General features: G+C 42.0%; 13 protein-coding genes. 5 read left to right on the top strand and 8 right to left on the bottom strand.

Translation table 11 applies throughout. The features are described 5' to 3' along the window. Nucleotides 1-12: 12 nt before the first annotated feature. The 4 genes from H6G17_RS12050 to H6G17_RS12065 all read right to left on the bottom strand — a co-directional run bounded on the left by H6G17_RS12050 (nucleotide 13) and on the right by H6G17_RS12065 (nucleotide 5,515). Entirely contained in the window at nucleotides 13-1,209 is a 1,197-nt protein-coding gene (locus H6G17_RS12050; protein WP_192157360.1) for a glycosyltransferase, read from the bottom strand. A gap of 32 nt (nucleotides 1,210-1,241) precedes the next feature. Next, nucleotides 1,242-2,501: a glycosyltransferase gene (locus tag H6G17_RS12055; protein ID WP_192157361.1), complete on the bottom strand. Its 1,260-nt coding sequence runs from the start codon at nucleotides 2,499-2,501 to the stop codon at nucleotides 1,242-1,244. Between the two features lie 377 nt (nucleotides 2,502-2,878). Beyond that, entirely contained in the window at nucleotides 2,879-3,262 is a 384-nt protein-coding gene (locus tag H6G17_RS12060; RefSeq protein ID WP_192157363.1) for a response regulator transcription factor, read from the bottom strand. Between the two features lie 672 nt (nucleotides 3,263-3,934). Beyond that, the gene (locus tag H6G17_RS12065; protein ID WP_192157365.1) at nucleotides 3,935-5,515 is read right to left on the bottom strand and encodes a HAMP domain-containing sensor histidine kinase; all 1,581 of its coding nucleotides are present in this window, start codon (nucleotides 5,513-5,515) and stop codon (nucleotides 3,935-3,937) included. Between the two features lie 433 nt (nucleotides 5,516-5,948). Here H6G17_RS12065 and H6G17_RS12070 point away from each other — a divergent pair, with 433 nt between their 5' ends. Together H6G17_RS12070 and H6G17_RS34055 are read left to right on the top strand one after the other, a co-directional pair. Beyond that, on the top strand, nucleotides 5,949-7,016 hold the full coding sequence (locus H6G17_RS12070) for an NAD-dependent epimerase (protein WP_192157366.1): 1,068 nt from the start codon (nucleotides 5,949-5,951) through the stop codon (nucleotides 7,014-7,016). Nucleotides 7,017-7,833: 817 nt separating this feature from the next. Beyond that, the gene (locus tag H6G17_RS34055; RefSeq protein ID WP_199316667.1) at nucleotides 7,834-9,000 is read left to right on the top strand and encodes a GAF domain-containing protein; all 1,167 of its coding nucleotides are present in this window, start codon (nucleotides 7,834-7,836) and stop codon (nucleotides 8,998-9,000) included. A 64-nt stretch (nucleotides 9,001-9,064) separates the two neighbouring features. Here H6G17_RS34055 and H6G17_RS12080 read toward each other — a convergent pair whose 3' ends face one another. Next, nucleotides 9,065-10,696: an FAD-binding oxidoreductase gene (locus H6G17_RS12080; RefSeq protein ID WP_192157370.1), complete on the bottom strand. Its 1,632-nt coding sequence runs from the start codon at nucleotides 10,694-10,696 to the stop codon at nucleotides 9,065-9,067. Between the two features lie 18 nt (nucleotides 10,697-10,714). Then, the gene (locus H6G17_RS12085; protein WP_192157372.1) at nucleotides 10,715-11,629 is read right to left on the bottom strand and encodes a branched-chain amino acid transaminase; all 915 of its coding nucleotides are present in this window, start codon (nucleotides 11,627-11,629) and stop codon (nucleotides 10,715-10,717) included. 622 nt (nucleotides 11,630-12,251) lie between these two features. Between H6G17_RS12085 and dnaN the strand changes: the two genes are divergently transcribed. Next, a complete protein-coding gene (dnaN, locus tag H6G17_RS12090; RefSeq protein ID WP_192157374.1) occupies nucleotides 12,252-13,397 on the top strand; it encodes a DNA polymerase III subunit beta in 1,146 nt (381 codons plus the stop codon). Nucleotides 13,398-13,427: 30 nt separating this feature from the next. Here dnaN and H6G17_RS12095 read toward each other — a convergent pair whose 3' ends face one another. After that, the gene (locus H6G17_RS12095; RefSeq protein WP_192157376.1) at nucleotides 13,428-14,615 is read right to left on the bottom strand and encodes a TRC40/GET3/ArsA family transport-energizing ATPase; all 1,188 of its coding nucleotides are present in this window, start codon (nucleotides 14,613-14,615) and stop codon (nucleotides 13,428-13,430) included. Between the two features lie 175 nt (nucleotides 14,616-14,790). On the opposite strand from H6G17_RS12095, the gene H6G17_RS12100 reads away from it, so the two are divergent. Together H6G17_RS12100 and H6G17_RS12105 are read left to right on the top strand one after the other, a co-directional pair. Next, entirely contained in the window at nucleotides 14,791-15,420 is a 630-nt protein-coding gene (locus H6G17_RS12100) for a class I SAM-dependent methyltransferase (RefSeq protein ID WP_192157378.1), read from the top strand. Nucleotides 15,421-15,500: 80 nt separating this feature from the next. Beyond that, nucleotides 15,501-16,370, top strand: a complete 870-nt coding sequence (locus tag H6G17_RS12105; protein ID WP_192157380.1) for an aldo/keto reductase — start codon at nucleotides 15,501-15,503, stop codon at nucleotides 16,368-16,370. Between the two features lie 37 nt (nucleotides 16,371-16,407). Here H6G17_RS12105 and H6G17_RS12110 read toward each other — a convergent pair whose 3' ends face one another. After that, on the bottom strand, nucleotides 16,408-16,698 hold the full coding sequence (locus tag H6G17_RS12110) for a Calvin cycle protein CP12 (protein ID WP_199316669.1): 291 nt from the start codon (nucleotides 16,696-16,698) through the stop codon (nucleotides 16,408-16,410). Nucleotides 16,699-16,933 lie beyond the last annotated feature (235 nt).

The following is a 16,933-nucleotide window of genomic DNA, read 5'->3' on the forward strand; positions in this document are numbered from 1 at the left end:
AAATATTGGCAATTAAACAAGACTCAAAGCAACAGTCTGAGAATTGAGAAACCTTTTGAGAAACTTGGCTGTGTTATCAGCTCCTTGAAGATCGAAAATCTTTGAATTCTTTAATGTTTTTTTAGATAAGCAATCACCGATCTTTTCAGATAAAAATAGAGGTGACAAGTCTTGAGGATGAATGCTATTGACAATTCCCAATTGTTCTAATTTTCGCGTTCTGTGTAATTGTTCTTTATCTACATGCTCGTGACCGATGGGAACTATAATGGCACGGACACCCGTACTCAGAATATTCATTGTAGTGTTGTAACCACCAAGACTAATAGAAATATCTGCCGTCTGCATGTATTCAAGTAGTTTTGGGGTGTAATTTTCAATTTGAATATTGTCGCGATCGCCTGCCAATTTTTTTAACTGTTTTACCTTCTCCACTGGCATAAACGATCCAGTAAATATTTTAATAACATGCGGTAGTTTCTGATTCAATATCGCACTCGATCTAATCAGGATCTCAAGCACCTCGTAGCCGATTCTACCGCCGCCTATACTTGCTACAATTTTGACGGTATCTAAACTAACTTCACCCCATAATTCTTCAAAAGGTGTATAAGTAATTTTTGGTTTTTGCGTAACAAATCCTGTGTGAACAATTTCAGCCTTAATTTCTTTGTATCTAGCAAAACTGTCCGAAAAAGTTTGAAAGTGAGGATCGGCATGAAAGAGTAACAAATCAAAATATTGATTCATTAGATTGCAAATTGTTTCCTCCTCTTCAGGGGCACTTTCTTTTCCGATAACGTCACGCAAGCTAGAAACAATTTTGGTTTTAGGACTTGTCGCTTTTAGATGTTCGACTAAAGGAATTAGCTCGAAGAGTAACTTGTGTCTACCAAAAGGAAAAAATTCTGTAATTAAACAGTCAGGTTTGATGCGATCGCACTCTGCAATTAAGATATTTTTTCTAGCTTCTTTCACTTCCTCAACAGTAAATGAACTATCTCCAACTGTAAATTTTCCCTGTTCTAGCCACAGAGCAGGTAATCGAATAACTTCTACTTGTATTGGTAGCTCAAAACCTGGAATTTGAGGACCACCAATAATAAAGTAAACTTGAAAATATTTTGCTAAGCTTTGCACAATTTCTGAGCTACGAACTAAGTGTCCCATACCACTCAGATATTGACAGTAAAATATAATTTTTTTCATAACTAGCTCAGAATTCCTACAATAAAAACTATCTAGACTGCTGAGCGATCGCTCGCTAAAGCGGGTAAAGAAGTATATTTTTGATAAATTTGGTTCAGTTGATGTTCGCAGACTTTTTGCGACATGAGTTGAAGTAAATAATCTTTCACTCGAACTAAACCATTCATGTCTAAGTTAAAGTCTAGCTTTTGTTGTCCTTCTAACTGACTTAGAAGTAGATCCATTAAAGTGATGGAGCTAAAATCTTCCTTACCAGGTATGAGTGTCTTAATTAATCCTAAGCTTGCCATCCTCTCGGCTCTAATTGATTGTTCTCGAGACGGCTTACTACGCGGAATAATGACAGATTTTTTTCTTGCCGATAAAATTTCACAAACAGTATTGTATCCAGCCATAGATACCACAACATCTGCGGCATTTATATAGCTCATTAAATCATCTGTAAATTCTCCAACTCGAACTTGAGAGTTGTTTTCTGCTGCTCGTTCGACGAGTTGCTTTTGCGCTTTAGGCATTTCAGGACCGCAAATTACCAAACTTTTAATGCGATACTTTGCTGGTAATAGAGCTAAGGCTGACAAATAAGTATCTACTAACTCATAGCCATCCTCTCCACCTCCAGGGGTCACTAGAATTAAGCGTTCTTGCTGCGAAACTTGTAATTCTTGTCGAATGCTGGTTCGACTCTTTTGTCCCGGTTGACGGTGCAGATAGCCGCAGTAGCGTACTTTTTCAGCAATAGTAGGTGGAAATTTGTATTCTCGTACCGTGTCAAAAACTTCTGGCGTTCCAACTATTTGTACTTGATGGTAAAACTTGTCAATTCCTGTATAAAAATCGTTTTTCTGCCACTCCGCGATTGTTTTTTCTGGACAGTCAAGAATATCTCTTAATAACAGTACTAACTTTGTTTGTGGTAGTGTTGTTTGCAAATAGTTGAGAGTACCCCGCAACTCATTTTTTAGTCCATAGGGTTTCTTATCTACTAAAAAGATATCTGGTTGAAAAATAATCGTTGCTGACAAAATCAGTTCCGAACGCAGCTTAACCGTCTCTTCCACACCCATCCCTAAATATTTCACAGCAATTTCACCAGTTTCACCGCGATTTAGACAAGGTAACTTAATATAATCAAGTCCTTTTGGCAATCGAAAGCCTTGAAGCATGGGCGAACCAGAAAGTAATAAAATTGAAAGGTCAGGAATTTCGCTCAATAGGTGTTCGCAAATTGCTAACATTCTGCGAATATTGCCAAGTCCAAATGCGTCGTGGGAATAAACCAGCAGTCGCATGACTGATATCCTTTTTGTGTGGTTGGTTGTGAAAAATTGACTGGCGATCGCAGTTCGTCACTAACGATTTATTTTTCATCTACATATATCTTTGCAGTCAGTCATGAATTGACCATGAATGTTTAATGAGAGACTTCTCATGAGAAATCTCTTATTTTCGCCATAATTCTCCCTTTAACTCCACCTCATGCGTTTGCATACATAATTGTAGAGAGGCAACTCATCTCTACAAAGCCATTAAGAAAACATCTCATACCAATTTACTCTTTGACTACGACAAAAAAGTCCCCCCTAGCCCTCCTTATCAAGGGGGGTTGGGGGGATCTCATGTAGTGCAAGGGGTGCACATCTGTGCGCCCCTACAAATGCTAAAAATGTTATTTGAGTATTGTTGGTTTACAAGCGATTTCTAACTGTGCCTGTATACATCCTAATAAGTCTTTGAAGAGGAAAGGCTTAGTAATGTAATCATTTGCACCAGCTTGCAAAGCAGCTGCCTTACATTGATTATCGTCACGAGCAGTCATAATGACAATTGGTAGCACTTCTCCCTTGCTACGTAATTCTTGCATGACCTGCCAACCATTTTTAATTGGTAAACCAAGGTCGAGTAACAATAGATCGGGTTGACTAGTTTGAGCCAATTCAATCGCCTGTTCTCCATCAGTTGCTACTAAAGTATTGAAACCGCTTTTGCCAAGTCCTTTCTCAACAAAAGCAGCTAGACGAGCTTCGTCTTCCACAATCAAAATTTGGTTCATAACCTTTTGGTATAGCTACTAAAAAGTGGTAAATGAACAAAATAAATACTGAGGAGAACAGTTTCGCTAATTTTGCATGGAAATCCTTGCAAATCTTAGCTAGCGATCGCCCTACTGCTACAACTTAACACTCCTCATGATTGTAGAATGATAGAAATAGCTATACAGATAATAACAGACTCAAAATAAATGCGATAAAAGATAAATATTTCAATTTTCTGTCTTTTGTTTTCTTAATACTATTTCCTGGGAACGGCGATCGAACAATTTAGCGAACTCTCAGTTAACGCTTCGGTGCAACTTTCTTGTGTTCTCCCCCTTGCCAAAGGGGAGCTAGGAAGGATCTTCTGATGAAGTAACTGTTTTTTTCGATCCCCCAACCGTCTTATAGCGGTTTTCGATTGGGTAAAACACACGATCTGTAGGGGCGCACAGCTGTGCGCCCCTACAAATGTCACGCACACAATCGAGAATTGCTATTAAAAAAGAGAGCCAGTCGCGTACGTGGGTGTCCCCCGCTCTCGCGAACTAGCGTGGCTAAGAAAAAAGTCGCACATGAGGTCAGTTATTATTCTTTTACTTATTATTTTGGCAGCTCAAGATGAGATGATGATGAAACGTGAATGAGAAACTTTTCATCTCTGAACTTGTCGATCGCCTTTCAACTTTGATTTAATCGTCAATCAACTCGTTCGACATAACTTTTTTCTCTGGCGATCGCTTCAGAGGTATGACAATCGTAAATCTAGCACCAGCACCAATATCACTTTTGAGTAAGATTCGTCCACCATGTGCCTCTACAATTGCTTGGACGATCGATAATCCCAACCCAGCGCCTTCAGATCGGCGGCGACTATTAGCAGCACGAGCAAAGCGTTCAAAAATCCTTTTTTGATCTATAAGTGCGATCCCTTCTCCCGTGTCACGTACCCAAAAACTAATTCTACTTTTACTAATTGCCGAGCCAATACCAATTATGTCATTCTCTTTTGTGTGTTGGATAGCATTTTGGATCAAGTTCATCACTGCCTGAGTCAAACGCTGACGATCGGCGATCGTCTGACCTTGAGCTGTACTGTCGAATTGCCAGTTACGCTGGGCTAGTGCTTGTGCTTTAGCAAATAATTCCTCTGTAAAAGATTGAAGCTCGACAGTTTCCCAGCGTAAAAAGTCCGGGCGTTCCGCTTTTGCTAGTAAAATCATGTCATTGACAAATCGGCTCATGCGATCTAGCTCATCTAACACTAGCGCTAGAGTTTCCCGTATTTCTTCGGGGTTGTCACCCATTAATTCTAAATGTCCGCGGACGATCGCAATCGGCGTTCGCAGTTCGTGTCCCGCATCATTGATAAACTCTTGCTGGCTAGTAAAAGCGGCTTGCAATCTATCCATCATTTCATTAAAGGTAGTTGCTAACTCCGCCAGTTCTCCCTTTCCTTCTACAGAAATGCGTTGATTGAGATCGGATTCGCTAATCTGATGAGTTGTTTGGAGTAGGAGGCGCAGAGGAGCCAAAACCCCCCGAGAAGCAACCCAAGCTATTAGCAAAGCTAGAAGTAATACTACAGCACTGACTTGAACAATTGCTAATACGGCTTCTAAAACTTCAGCTCGTTCGCCAGCGGTAGTATGAGCCACCACAAATACACCTGCAATTTTGCCGTCAATCCAAATAGGTTTAGCTGTGTAAAGAACGCTATCAATGTTTGGTTCTGTAGAAAAGTCCTTCTCACCTTGTTCTGATTGAGTCAGTTTTCCCCAGTATTGAATTAACTTAGAATCGGGAGCGAGTACTTTAGGTCTAGCTCTCGGACTAGATTTACGAAATTCTCCATCCACGATCGCGATCAAGAAGGTGTCGTCCTCCGGTAGCTGGCGACCGAGAAAAGCATCGAAAAATTCTTCTAACTCATCCTCTGTCGCTGGAGGTTTTGTCAAACGTATGTCTGCTTGTTTGAGCAAATTGACAGCAGCCGTCACTTCTTCATCTTCGCGATCGCCTGCTTCGGTTTCTGCATCAATTAATTGAGTAAATATTTCCATCTTCTCCGTCAGTTCCCGATTGACACGCTGGTTGACGCGCTCGTAAAGCACTTGGCGAAACGCAGGGATGGAAACCACAAAAATGAACCCGATTGTCAGCAGATACCATAAGAGAATACGGGTACGTGCTGCCCAAAAGAACCCTCTGGCAGGCGAGAAATTTGATTTAACCTTGGGAGAGGCTCTACCCTCGCTCCGTTTTCCTTGCATTAATCGAAACTTATGATAGTCCTAAAACAATTTAATAGTTCTTAATATTTGGCATTAGTTTACATAATAACTGCTAAACAGGACTTTTTTGTCAGATTACCACCTCAAAAAGCTAAAATCCCTCCAGAAGGGGCTTGACAAATATATAAACAAGAAGGAATATTCCAGAATCTCTAAGGAGTAAACTAACAAGACTCACTACAGTTAAAGCAGGTACTTGTAAAGAATTAATGCGTCTAAGAAAGAGATTATGCCAAATCCGAACCGTGAGGCGCGATCGCTCCTATATGATGAGAAATGGTTTTACTCCAACCTTAAATAAAACGGTTCAACTGTTATTTGGATTTAGATTCATCTGGTCACTGGTAGCAAAAATATTTAAGTATCATTTGTAACCTGACTCATCCATAATGCTAGCGAAGGATATGAAAACATGCACGTATTAGTGACTGGAGTTGCCGGATTTATCGGTTATCACTTAGCACAACGGTTGCTTCAAGAGGGGATAGGAGTCTATGGCATAGACAACCTCAACAACTACTACGATGTCAAACTCAAGCACGACCGCTTAGCGCAACTTCAGCCACATCCGGGGTTTGCATTTCAAAAATTGGACTTAGCAGAACGCGATCGCCTTTTAGAATTGTTTCAATACAATAAATTCGATTATGTCGTCAATTTAGCAGCCCAAGCAGGGGTTCGTTATTCCCTACAAAATCCCTTTGCCTACTCTGATAGTAATCTTTCCGGGTTTGTTAACCTGCTGGAAGGCTGTCGTCACAGTCAGGTCAAACACTTAGTTTTTGCATCTTCCAGTTCTGTTTACGGTGCAAATACCAAAATACCTTTCTCAGTTAGCGATCGCGTCGATCGTCCCGTGTCCCTCTACGCTGCTACCAAGAAAGCCAACGAACTGATCGCCCACGTCTACAGCCATCTCTACAATTTACCTACTACCGGATTGCGTTTTTTTACCGTTTACGGTCCTTGGGGAAGACCGGATATGGCTTATTTTAAATTTGTCCAGGCGATTGAAGCAGGCAAATCAATTGAAGTCTACAACTATGGCAAGATGAAACGCGACTTCACCTATATTGATGATGTCGTAGAAGGCGTATTGCGAGTTATGCAGCGTCCACCTCAACTGTATTCTCAACCAAACGGCAGTAGTACAATACCTGAAAACCAAGCTCCATATAAAATTTACAACATTGGTAATAATAGTCCGGTAGAACTGAATGAGTTTATTCAGACAATTGAGACCGCTTTGGGAAAAACAGCTCGCACGCAAATGTTACCTATGCAACCCGGTGACGTTCCTTGCACTTACGCCGATGTAGACGATTTAATTCACGATGTTGGATTCAAACCTACTACGCCTTTATCAGAAGGGATTCAACGCTTTGTTGACTGGTATAAACTTTACTACCAAGAGCAGGGAGCAGGGAGCAGGGAGCAGGGAGCAGGGAACAGAGACCGTATGGATGGGCTTGGCGAATAGATTGACAGCCTGAGCAATACATCTTCGCTCAAAATTCGCTCTTCTCAGGTATCAGCAATCGGCGCTCGGCAACCAAAACAACTTGCGATTATTAAAAATAGATTTGAAACTCTCTGTTGTCCTTCCCGCTATCACTTTCATTTCTTCATTTGATTATCAGATATCTAATTTATAGAAACCTTTCTAAAGAAGTAGTTTTCAACAAAATTATAAAGATTATTCTATAAGTATCATCATCCGAGCTATGGCTGCACTCGTTCGTGAATGTTGTTTTTCTCAAGTTATATTTAAAATAAGAACGATAAACCTACTATTAAGAAACAATAAGCATTAATACCCTAATCGCGAATTAGAAAAAACGCAGTTGTAATTATTAATGTATTCCTAAAGTAATAGTTAGCTTGATGCATATCTGACTCTCGCTCAGTTGCCGCGATCGCTAACAGCTAAAAAGGCAAGAAGAATCACGAGCAAGCAGTTTCGCAGCTTTTAAAAGTCTTGCTAAAATAAAAAAAATATTAGAGTGACAGTAATATGTACAATTGTTACCAATATAAAATAAATAGACAAATTAGCTAATATATAGAACCTTATAGTTCGACTAAAGCAAAGTCGGGTTTTTCAGTAATCCAAGGCAAAAGTAAAGCAAAAGCACAAGGTTGTTAATTTTACCATAAATTAACTAATCGATATCAATGTATTTAACATTTTATTTCTAAAATCCAGGTCGATTTGGGGTTTCTCTATGAATCAACAAAGTTCCCGAAGGAAGTTGATACGCTTAAGAGAGCTAATAATTACCACTATAGTAGGCTCCTTGCCTAAGCTCGCTATGGGTACGGCTGCACGCCGAAAATTCTACCCGCTGATCTTGCGGCACATGGGTAAAAAAGTTTTTATTCAAGAGGGAGTAGAGTTTCTCAGTGCTGAAAAGATCGAGCTTGGCGACGAAGTTTATTTATTTGGCAACGTCAAGCTGAACGCTTGGAATGATAATTGTCAAATTTTGCTGGGCGATCGCGTTGCTATAGATCGAGGCGTTGATATTACTTGTGCGGGAGATAACTGCACGATTGAAATTGGTGATGGCACGTTCGTCGGTCCCTACTCCTGTATCGCTGGTCCAGGGAATGTCAGAATTGGCAAGGACTGCATGATTGCTGCTCACAGTGGCATAGTGGCTAACAATCATATTTTTGCAGACCCCTTACAGAGGATTCGCGATCAAGGAGTGACGAAAAAGGGAATTGAAATTGGCGACGATTGCTGGTTGGGTTATGGCGTGAAAGTTCTAGATGGGGTCACAATCGGCAAGGGTAGCGTCATCGGTGCTGGCGCGGTTGTAACCAAAGATCTCCCCCCTTACTCGGTTGCCGTGGGCGTACCAGCTAAAGCAATTGCCAACCGCCTGCAAATTCAAGAAAAAGTGACTCACCAACACGAATACAACCCGGTCGCTCAGGGCGATCGCGTTTCAACAAATCCATCCCGCGATCGCGCTGCGAGCAAAAACGAACTTGCCCATAGACCGCTAGAAAATTTACTCCAAGCAACCTTGGAATGCATTCGCCACATCCTAGAAGTCGATACTGTCGCAGTCTTATTACAAACAGAAAACGGAGAACAACTAGCAGTTCATGCTACTTTGGGTTTGGAAGAAGAAATCGAAACTGGAGTCAGAATTCCAGTCGGACAGGGGTTCGCGGGTAAAATTGCAGCTCAACCGGAGTTAACAATTGTTGACGATCTATCGACAATAGAAGTCTACAGTCCCGTACTGCGACAAAAGGGACTGCATTCTATGCTAGGCGTTCCTCTATTTGCTAGCAATCGAGTTGTTGGTGTATTTCACATTGGTAGCCTGCATCCGCGACACTTCACCAACAAAGAAGCACAAACAGTACGCTACGTTGCCGATCGCATTGGAGAAGCGATCGAACCAGTTTTGCGTCTGTGGCAGATGCCTGATTATGTTAATGGTTAATGGCTAATGGTTAATTGTTAATATTGGCGATCGATCCGATTAACTATTAACAATCGACAACACGCTAATCTGCGCCAGAGCCGTAACGCCAAGCGTCAATCCAGCGGTGGTATTGGTACTGCTGTGGTGCGGGTAGGTTTTTTAGCCAAGGTTGGATAATGGGACTGAATTTGTTGAGAACTGAATAAATTCCGAGGTTAGTGTAATGGATCGCCCAATTTATTAAAGCCCCTAAGCCAACGTGAGGGATAATTTGGGCGATTAACAAAGGATGAGCGATCGCAGTTTTGAACAAAGTTTGTGTCAGGGGTAAAAACTGTACTACGTCTTGTAGAAACGGTTTGAGGACGCGATCGCCCAACTGTTGCATGGTGAGAAATACAACTGCTAGCAACCGATTAATGCGATCGGGTGGTATATTTCCCCCAACATCTGCCCGCATTGCTTTTTGAAACAACCACGTAACGCTGAGGTTTGGTTGATAAGGAGCTAATAATGACAGTGACGATGCAGATAACTGCTCGCTAGAAAGTGCTGCATGAATGCCAAGCGTTAGACGTTCTAAATGGCGTACCATTGCTCCAAAACCGCCAAAACTTAATGGTGACTGATTACCGCTACTATCTCCCACTGGTAGAATCCGATTCCAAGGAGTGCGTAAAGGACTTTGGCGATAGGCGGGAAAAAAGCCAAATAAGGCTCGTTGAAAATGAAGCTTCTCTAAATCTACAGCCTGATACTGTGGTAGCAATCGCAAATATTCTTCAAATAGTGCTTCTAAACCCAAATGGTCTGGACTAGCATCCATGTAGGTAAATAAATACGTCGTCCTACCATCTCTAGCTGGAAAAGCCTCCCAGAAATACTGACAGCGATTTTGAATCGGCGTAAACGTGGCAATTAAATCGCCAGTTTGGTTCTGAGGAAACCCTTGAGCACAGCTCCCAACAACCAAACAAATACTATCGGGTTTTTGTCCCTGACGTGCTTGTTTTGTGATTGGGGATAAGTGTCCCATTGCATCGATGAGGAGGCGAGTTGTGATTGGTAATTGGTTGTTGGTAATTGGTAATTGGTAATTGGTAATTGGTAATTGCTCCTCAGCTTTCTTCTCTCCTGCTCCCTGCACAGAAGCGCTCCCTGCTCCCGTTTCCACAAGCACGCCATTAGGATGAACGATCGCACTCACAAAGGGAGTATTTTCTAATAACACGCCACCAGCGGCTAGAAATTTTTGCTTTAAGGTTTCTAGCAAATAAATTGGATCTACACCCAGATTGAGTACGTCTTTAACCCAGATTTCGCCGCTGTTGTGAAAGCTAACGCGGGCAGGATTATACTCAGTAGCGATCGCTTGTTCTAATTCCGCTTCAGTTAATAAATTCAGCCGTAAAAAAACTGCCAGTTCTTGGCGAGAAATATTCCACTCTTGCTGTCTACCCCGTAAAATTCCGCGTTCGAGCAAAGCGACTCGCCATCCCCGCTGTACCAAAGCGCTGCCAATTAAAATTCCCAGCGTACCACCGCAGATCGCAACATCCCAGTCAACGGTTTCCAAAAGAGTTTCGCTTTGAGTTACGACTGTCGGTACGGCTGTCGTATCCGTTCTCATCGACGCGAGCAAGCGATCGGCTTGTCGCAAGCCACTCAAAACATCGCCTGGTAGTTGAGTCAGAATATCTTCTGTTAAACTCACGATCTCACTACTCTTTATTTAACTAATTGCGATCGAATATACCCAATCTTGATATTTTGGTTCTCTACCTTCGGTAATAGCAATCAGTTTTTCTTGTAATTTTTGTGTAATCTGATTTTGTGGCGATAATTGATAATTTTCTAATCTTTTTACAGGAACAATCTTAGCTGCTGTACCGCATAAGAAAACTTCATCGGCAATCAAAAGTTCGGTTCGATCGACTGGTCTTTCTATTGTTTCAATTCCTAAGTCACTTGCGATTTTAATAACACTATCTCTAGTAATTCCTTCTAAAATATCTTGGTCGAAACCTGGAGTAATCAGTCTTTCGTTTCTGACAATGAATATATTCATTCCCGAAGCTTCGCTGACTTTGCCTTGAGAATTCAATAAAATTGCCTCATCAAAACCCGATTCAACTGCTTCTGTTTTTGCTAAAGCAGAAGTGATGTAAGCAGCACTTATTTTACCCCGTAGTGGCATACTGCGATCTTCTTGTCGATACCAAGAGCTGATGCGACAGCTAACACCTTCAGCAGATAAATAGTCTTGTAACTCTAATCCGTAAACAAAAAAATCTTTTTCGATCGAATGCAATCGCGGTGCGATTCCTAAGCCAGAGGTGTAAACAAAAGGACGAATGTAGAAAGATGCTGTGGGCTGATTGCGTTTAACAAATTCAACGATGACGCTTTGAATTTTATCTGGTGGTAAATCGTAATGCAGAAATCTAGCACTATGACTCAATCTCTGGCAATGGAGATCGAGCCGAAATAGCAAAATTCGCTGAGAATCCTGCGGGTGGGGAATTCCGCGTAAACCACCTAATGCTCCCGTTCCGTAGTGTAAGGCATGGGTGGCAATGGAGATCTTAGCCTCGCCAAACGGAACAAATTGATTTTGAAAGTAGGCGATCGGTAGGAAGCTTTGCACGGGCAAACTTAAACAGAGGTGAGATATTTCACTATAGACGATTTTACAGCTCTAATCCCAGTACGATTTGAACTAAATTCAAATAGAACGGATGAATTTGGAAAGCCTAATATATTATCATCAAGCATAGTAAAATCAAAAGTACTAACTTTACAGTCAGTAAGCTGAAATTGGTTTATTTGAGCTTTAGCTTATTGAGTTGGCGATCGCGATCGCTCTCCACAGCTCAAGCTTAAAGCGAGTATAAATAAAAATTAAGATCCAGTTCTGCCTGTGGAAAACTTAGGGTTTTCTGTGGAAAACCCGGGGACAATTTGTGGAAAACTATTGATTTTACGTGGAAAATTTACAGTAAGTATAAATACCCTGTGGAAAACTTAAGGCTTTTTTCCACAAGTTTTCCACAAGTCTTAATCTCTAGGATCGCCACAGTAACAGCAAGAGCCATTTTTTTTCACAGTTTCCACAGCACCTACTACTACTAATAAAAAAATATATCTTTAAGTCGGATCTATTCGCACAGAAGTTTATTGGTTCATCCTTACAACAACCTTGACAAGAGTGATACTATGTCTATTCTGGAGCAAATCTGTCCTAGCCCAGTGCCATCTGTTAGCCGTCCATGAAACTCGTCTGTACTCAAAACGACCTTAGTACAAACCTTTCTCTTGTCAGTCGCGCCGTCCCCTCGCGTCCGACTCATCCGGTTTTGGCTAACGTATTGCTGCAAGCTGACGCAGATACGCAGCAGGTAAGCTTAACGGCTTTCGATCTCGAACTGGGAATTCGCACTACGTTTGCTGCTACAGTGACTGTAAGCGGTGCGATGACTTTGCCTGCTAAGTTGTTAAATGATATTGTGGCAAGGCTTCCAGAAGGAGAAATTACGCTGGAAGAAGAGGAAGGAGAAGTTCCATTTATTGCTGCGATCGCCTCTCAGCATGGACGCTACCAAATTCGCGGTATGGGGGTGGAAGAATTTCCTGAATTACCCGTGTTAGAAAAGGGTGAATTCGTGCATTTGCAAGCAGAGGCTTTGCTGGAGGGTTTAAAAGGCTCGCTGTTTGCGACGAGTGCGGATGAAAGCAAGCAGATTTTGAAGGGGCTGCATTTGACTGTCCAGCAAGATACGCTAGAATTTGCAGCAACAGACGGTCATCGCTTGGCAGTCGTGCAAACTGCAAATGATACTTCAGATAGCGAAGCGTCTAGACAGCTTGAAGTCACCGTACCTGCTAAAGCGTTTCGAGAATTGGAACGGATGTTGGGTAAGTTACAAGCCAGCGAACCAATTGCCTTAAATTGCGATCGCGGTCAAATCGTGTTTGAATGGTCGGAGCAGCGACTGACGTGTCGCACCCTAGAAGGTCAGTATCCCGCCTATCGTCAGTTAATTCCACGTCAATTCGAGCGCCAAATTGCGATCGATAGAAAACAATTACTGGGTGCATTAGAACGAATTGCGATTATTGCCGACCAGAAAAATAATATTGTCAAGTTTCATATTGATACCGACAAACAAGAATTAGCCTTATCAGTTGACGCGCAAGATGTAGGTAGCGGAAAAGAATTTCTACCTGCTGAAATCTCTGGTGGGGGCAATCTTGATATCGCTTTTAATATTGCTTATTTAATGGATGGAGTCAAAGCATTACCTTCAGGGGAAATCGAAATGCATCTCAATACTGCAGTCACTCCAGTGGTTTTGACTCCGATTGGTGGGTTGCAAATGACTTATTTGATTATGCCCGTACAGATTAGGAATTAGTAGGGTGCGTTGTTAACGCACCCTACTAAATTAAACCTTAGCAATATCGGCAAAACGAATCTTCAGATAATCCGCATCCATCTTGGCTCCAGATGGTTGTAATGCAGCTAAAGCTTGTGGTAAAACCAAATTACGCCGATGATTGCCGATGGTAATGTTCAATTCATCCCCTGTTTTACTCAACTGAATTTTATCTTTGGGAATCCCAGGTAAATACAGTTCTAAACTGTATTGATTGTGTTCTTGTACGACTTTGAGCGTAGTTTCTTTGTAATAAACTTGAGCGGGATCTTCTTCTTGATATAATGTCTCTTTCAATCTTTCTAAAGCTGCTAAACCACACATTTCTTCAGAATAGAGCGGCACTTCCTTCACGGGCAAAGGACGAAAATTTTCGTGAATTTCCTGACGATATTGCTGTTGATTTTCTTTCCACTTTTGGAAGAAAGGATCGGTTACTTGTTCGGGAATGATTCGGTTGGCAACGACTAAATCTGTAGAAACATTATATAAACTGAGATAGGCATGAGCGCGAAGAGACTCTTTAATCACCATTTTTTCAGGATTAGTAACTAGGCGCACGGAAGTTTTTGTGTTGTCAGTTAAAACTTTTTCCAATGCCTCAATTTGCTCGTAAAATTCATAGGGAGCGTCCATCACTTCTTTATCTGGCAGCGAAAAACCTGCAATAGGTTTAAATAAAGGCTCTACCAAAGGTCTAAGCGCTACAGACATTTTTTGTAATGGCTTGTAAAAGCGGCGCATATACCATCCACTGACTTCAGGTAAGCTAAGCAACCTTAAAGCCGTACCCGTAGGCGCAGAATCGATAATTAAGACATCGTATTCGCCTTCATCGTAGTGGCGCTTCATTCGCACTAGACCGAAAATTTCATCCATGCCTGGTAGAATAGCTAATTCTTCAGCTTGGACTCCATCTAATCCTCTTGCTTGCAAGACTTGGGTGATATAGCGTTTGACTGCACCCCAGTTTCCTTCTAATTCCAGCAGCGCGTCTAATTCTGCACCCCAGAGATTTTGGCGTACTAGGCGAGGTTCGTGTCCTAATTCTAAGTCAAAGCTATCTGCTAGGGAGTGTGCGGGGTCAGTGCTGAGAACCAGCGTGCGATAGCCGAGTTCGGCGCAGCGCAGTCCGGTAGCCGCCGCCACAGAGGTTTTCCCAACTCCTCCTTTACCAGTCATGAGGATTAGACGCATGAATATTGTCCTATCTGAGAAATGTTTATATTTGTTTATAATCTATCAGCTGTTGAATTATCGGTGTGAAATTGGATTCAATGGTAGTTGGTAATGAGTAGTTGGTAGTTGGTAGTTGGTTATTATTCTCCCTTGTCCCCCTTATCTCCCCTGTCCCTAATTCCCAATTCCTACAATGCAGACAAATCTCTGGACTAATGCTGACCACGTTTTGTCGTATCTCGCCAAGGCAGATAAAATTCCCCATCGGACTGAGGGAGAAGGCGTTTTGTTAGAACAAGTGCCAAAAACGGTAGAGCGAATTCTCGATTTAGGGACGGGGGATGGTCGTTTACTAGGTTTGTTAAAAATCGAGCGTCCGCAAGTTCAAAGTGTGGCGATCGATTTTTCTCCGACAATGCTAGAAGTAGTGCGTCAGCGTTTTGCTGGAGATGAAACAGTAGAAATAATAGCTCATAACTTAGATAAGCCTCTGCCATCTTTGGGTCAATTTGATGCTGTTGTTTCTAGTTTTGCGATTCATCATTTAACGCACGATCGCAAACGTTCTCTGTATGAGGAAATCTTTTCTCTACTAGCGTCAGGTGGAATTTTTTGCAACTTAGAACACGTTGCTTCTCCAACTCAAAATTTACACGATCGCTTTCGTCAAGCAATAGGAATTGCAGATGAGCCAGACGATCCATCAAACATATTATTAGATGTTGAAACTCAGCTCAAATGGTTGAGAGAAATTGGTTTTACAGATGTTGATTGTTATTGGAAATGGTTAGAGTTGGCTTTATTAGTAGGGTGTGTTCAATAATGCATCCTGTTGGCGCGATCGCCAACTTCTGTACAGCAAGATAGAATGGGCGAGAGGAACAAGTCACGGAATCTCAAGTGATGGAAACCAAACAACTAGGAAAAACTGGAGTCGCTATCAGCGCCATTGGTTTAGGTGGAATGCCAATGTCTTTGAGTAGCAGACCACCGGAAGCACAAGCAATTGAGACTATTCATCGCGCCCTTGATTTAGGTGTAACTTTGATTGATACAGCTGATTCTTATTGCAAAGACGAGTCAGATAAACACCACAACGAGCGTTTAATTCATCAAGCGTTGCAACAATATCAGGGTGATGCGAGTAACGTAGTTGTTGCTACCAAAGGCGGTTTGATGCGTCCTAGCGGAAGTTGGACGCGCAATGGTAATCCAGACCACTTGCGGGAGACGATTCGGATTAGTTTTGAGGCTTTCGGGGGAGAAAAACCGATCGATCTTTGGCAATATCACGCCCCAGATCCAAACTATACAATTGAGAAATCTCTCACACCTGCCAAAGAAGCTGTTGCAGCAGGAACGATCCGGTATGTTGGTGTTTCTAATTTCTCAGTAGAACAGATTAAACGCGCTCGCGACGTAGTTGATATCGTCTCCGTTCAAAATCAATATAATCCCTGGCAACGACAACCAGAGGCAGATGGAGTATTAGAATATTGCGAACGTGAGGGTTTAACCTTTTTGCCGTGGAGTCCTTTAGGGGGTAGCCGTCGCGTTGCTAGCTTACCAGACATCTCTGCGATCGCGCAATTAGCGAAAGCAAAAGGTGTCTCTGTCTACGCGCTCGTCTTAGCATGGCTGCGGGCAAAATCCCCTTGTGTAGTGCCTATTCCTGGTGCGAGTAAAGCTAGTAGTATCGAAGATTCGGTCAAATCTGCCCAAATTCAACTATCTTCGGAGGAAGTAGGGCAGATCGATAATGCTACAAGTTAGTACCAAATGAGACGTTCTACGGAACGCCTCAAGATGACTACACGTCGTAAATCAAACATTCAAGCGATTCTGGATGCTCTATACAGTAGAGATCGAAACTGTTTCTTTGTTGAGCAACTTCACGATGGCTTCTTTCTGCTTGTAATTCTTCCACAATGTCCCACGCTACCGCGCATTCGCTAGAACTGTCACCTGAAGTTTGGCACGCAGCACGCGCTTCTTCTAAAGCTTGCACGATCGCTTTTTCTAAAGAATTACTAATTTCGTTTCCCGCGATCGCAGTAGCCATTTTAGTGACTTGGGAGGGACGATCTGTTGCCTGAGTCATAAAAATCTCCTGTTTAGCTTTTCAGCCTTGATTCCGCTGTGCTTGTCTTTCTCGCTCCCTCAAAGTTGGTAACTCTGAGTATTTCCTTTTCTAATTTAGGCATGAGAAGACCAGATGCCAGTGAGTAAAACCGTAATTTTAAGCATCGGTTTTTACTGCCTATATCTTAGACCGATTTTTCTAGATGCTGTGGTTTTGCTTATAATTTTTTAGTTTAGTTTTTCGTACATTAATC

This window comes from Chroococcidiopsis sp. [FACHB-1243] (assembly GCF_014696895.1).
GTDB lineage: Bacteria > Cyanobacteriota > Cyanobacteriia > Cyanobacteriales > Chroococcidiopsidaceae > Chroococcidiopsis.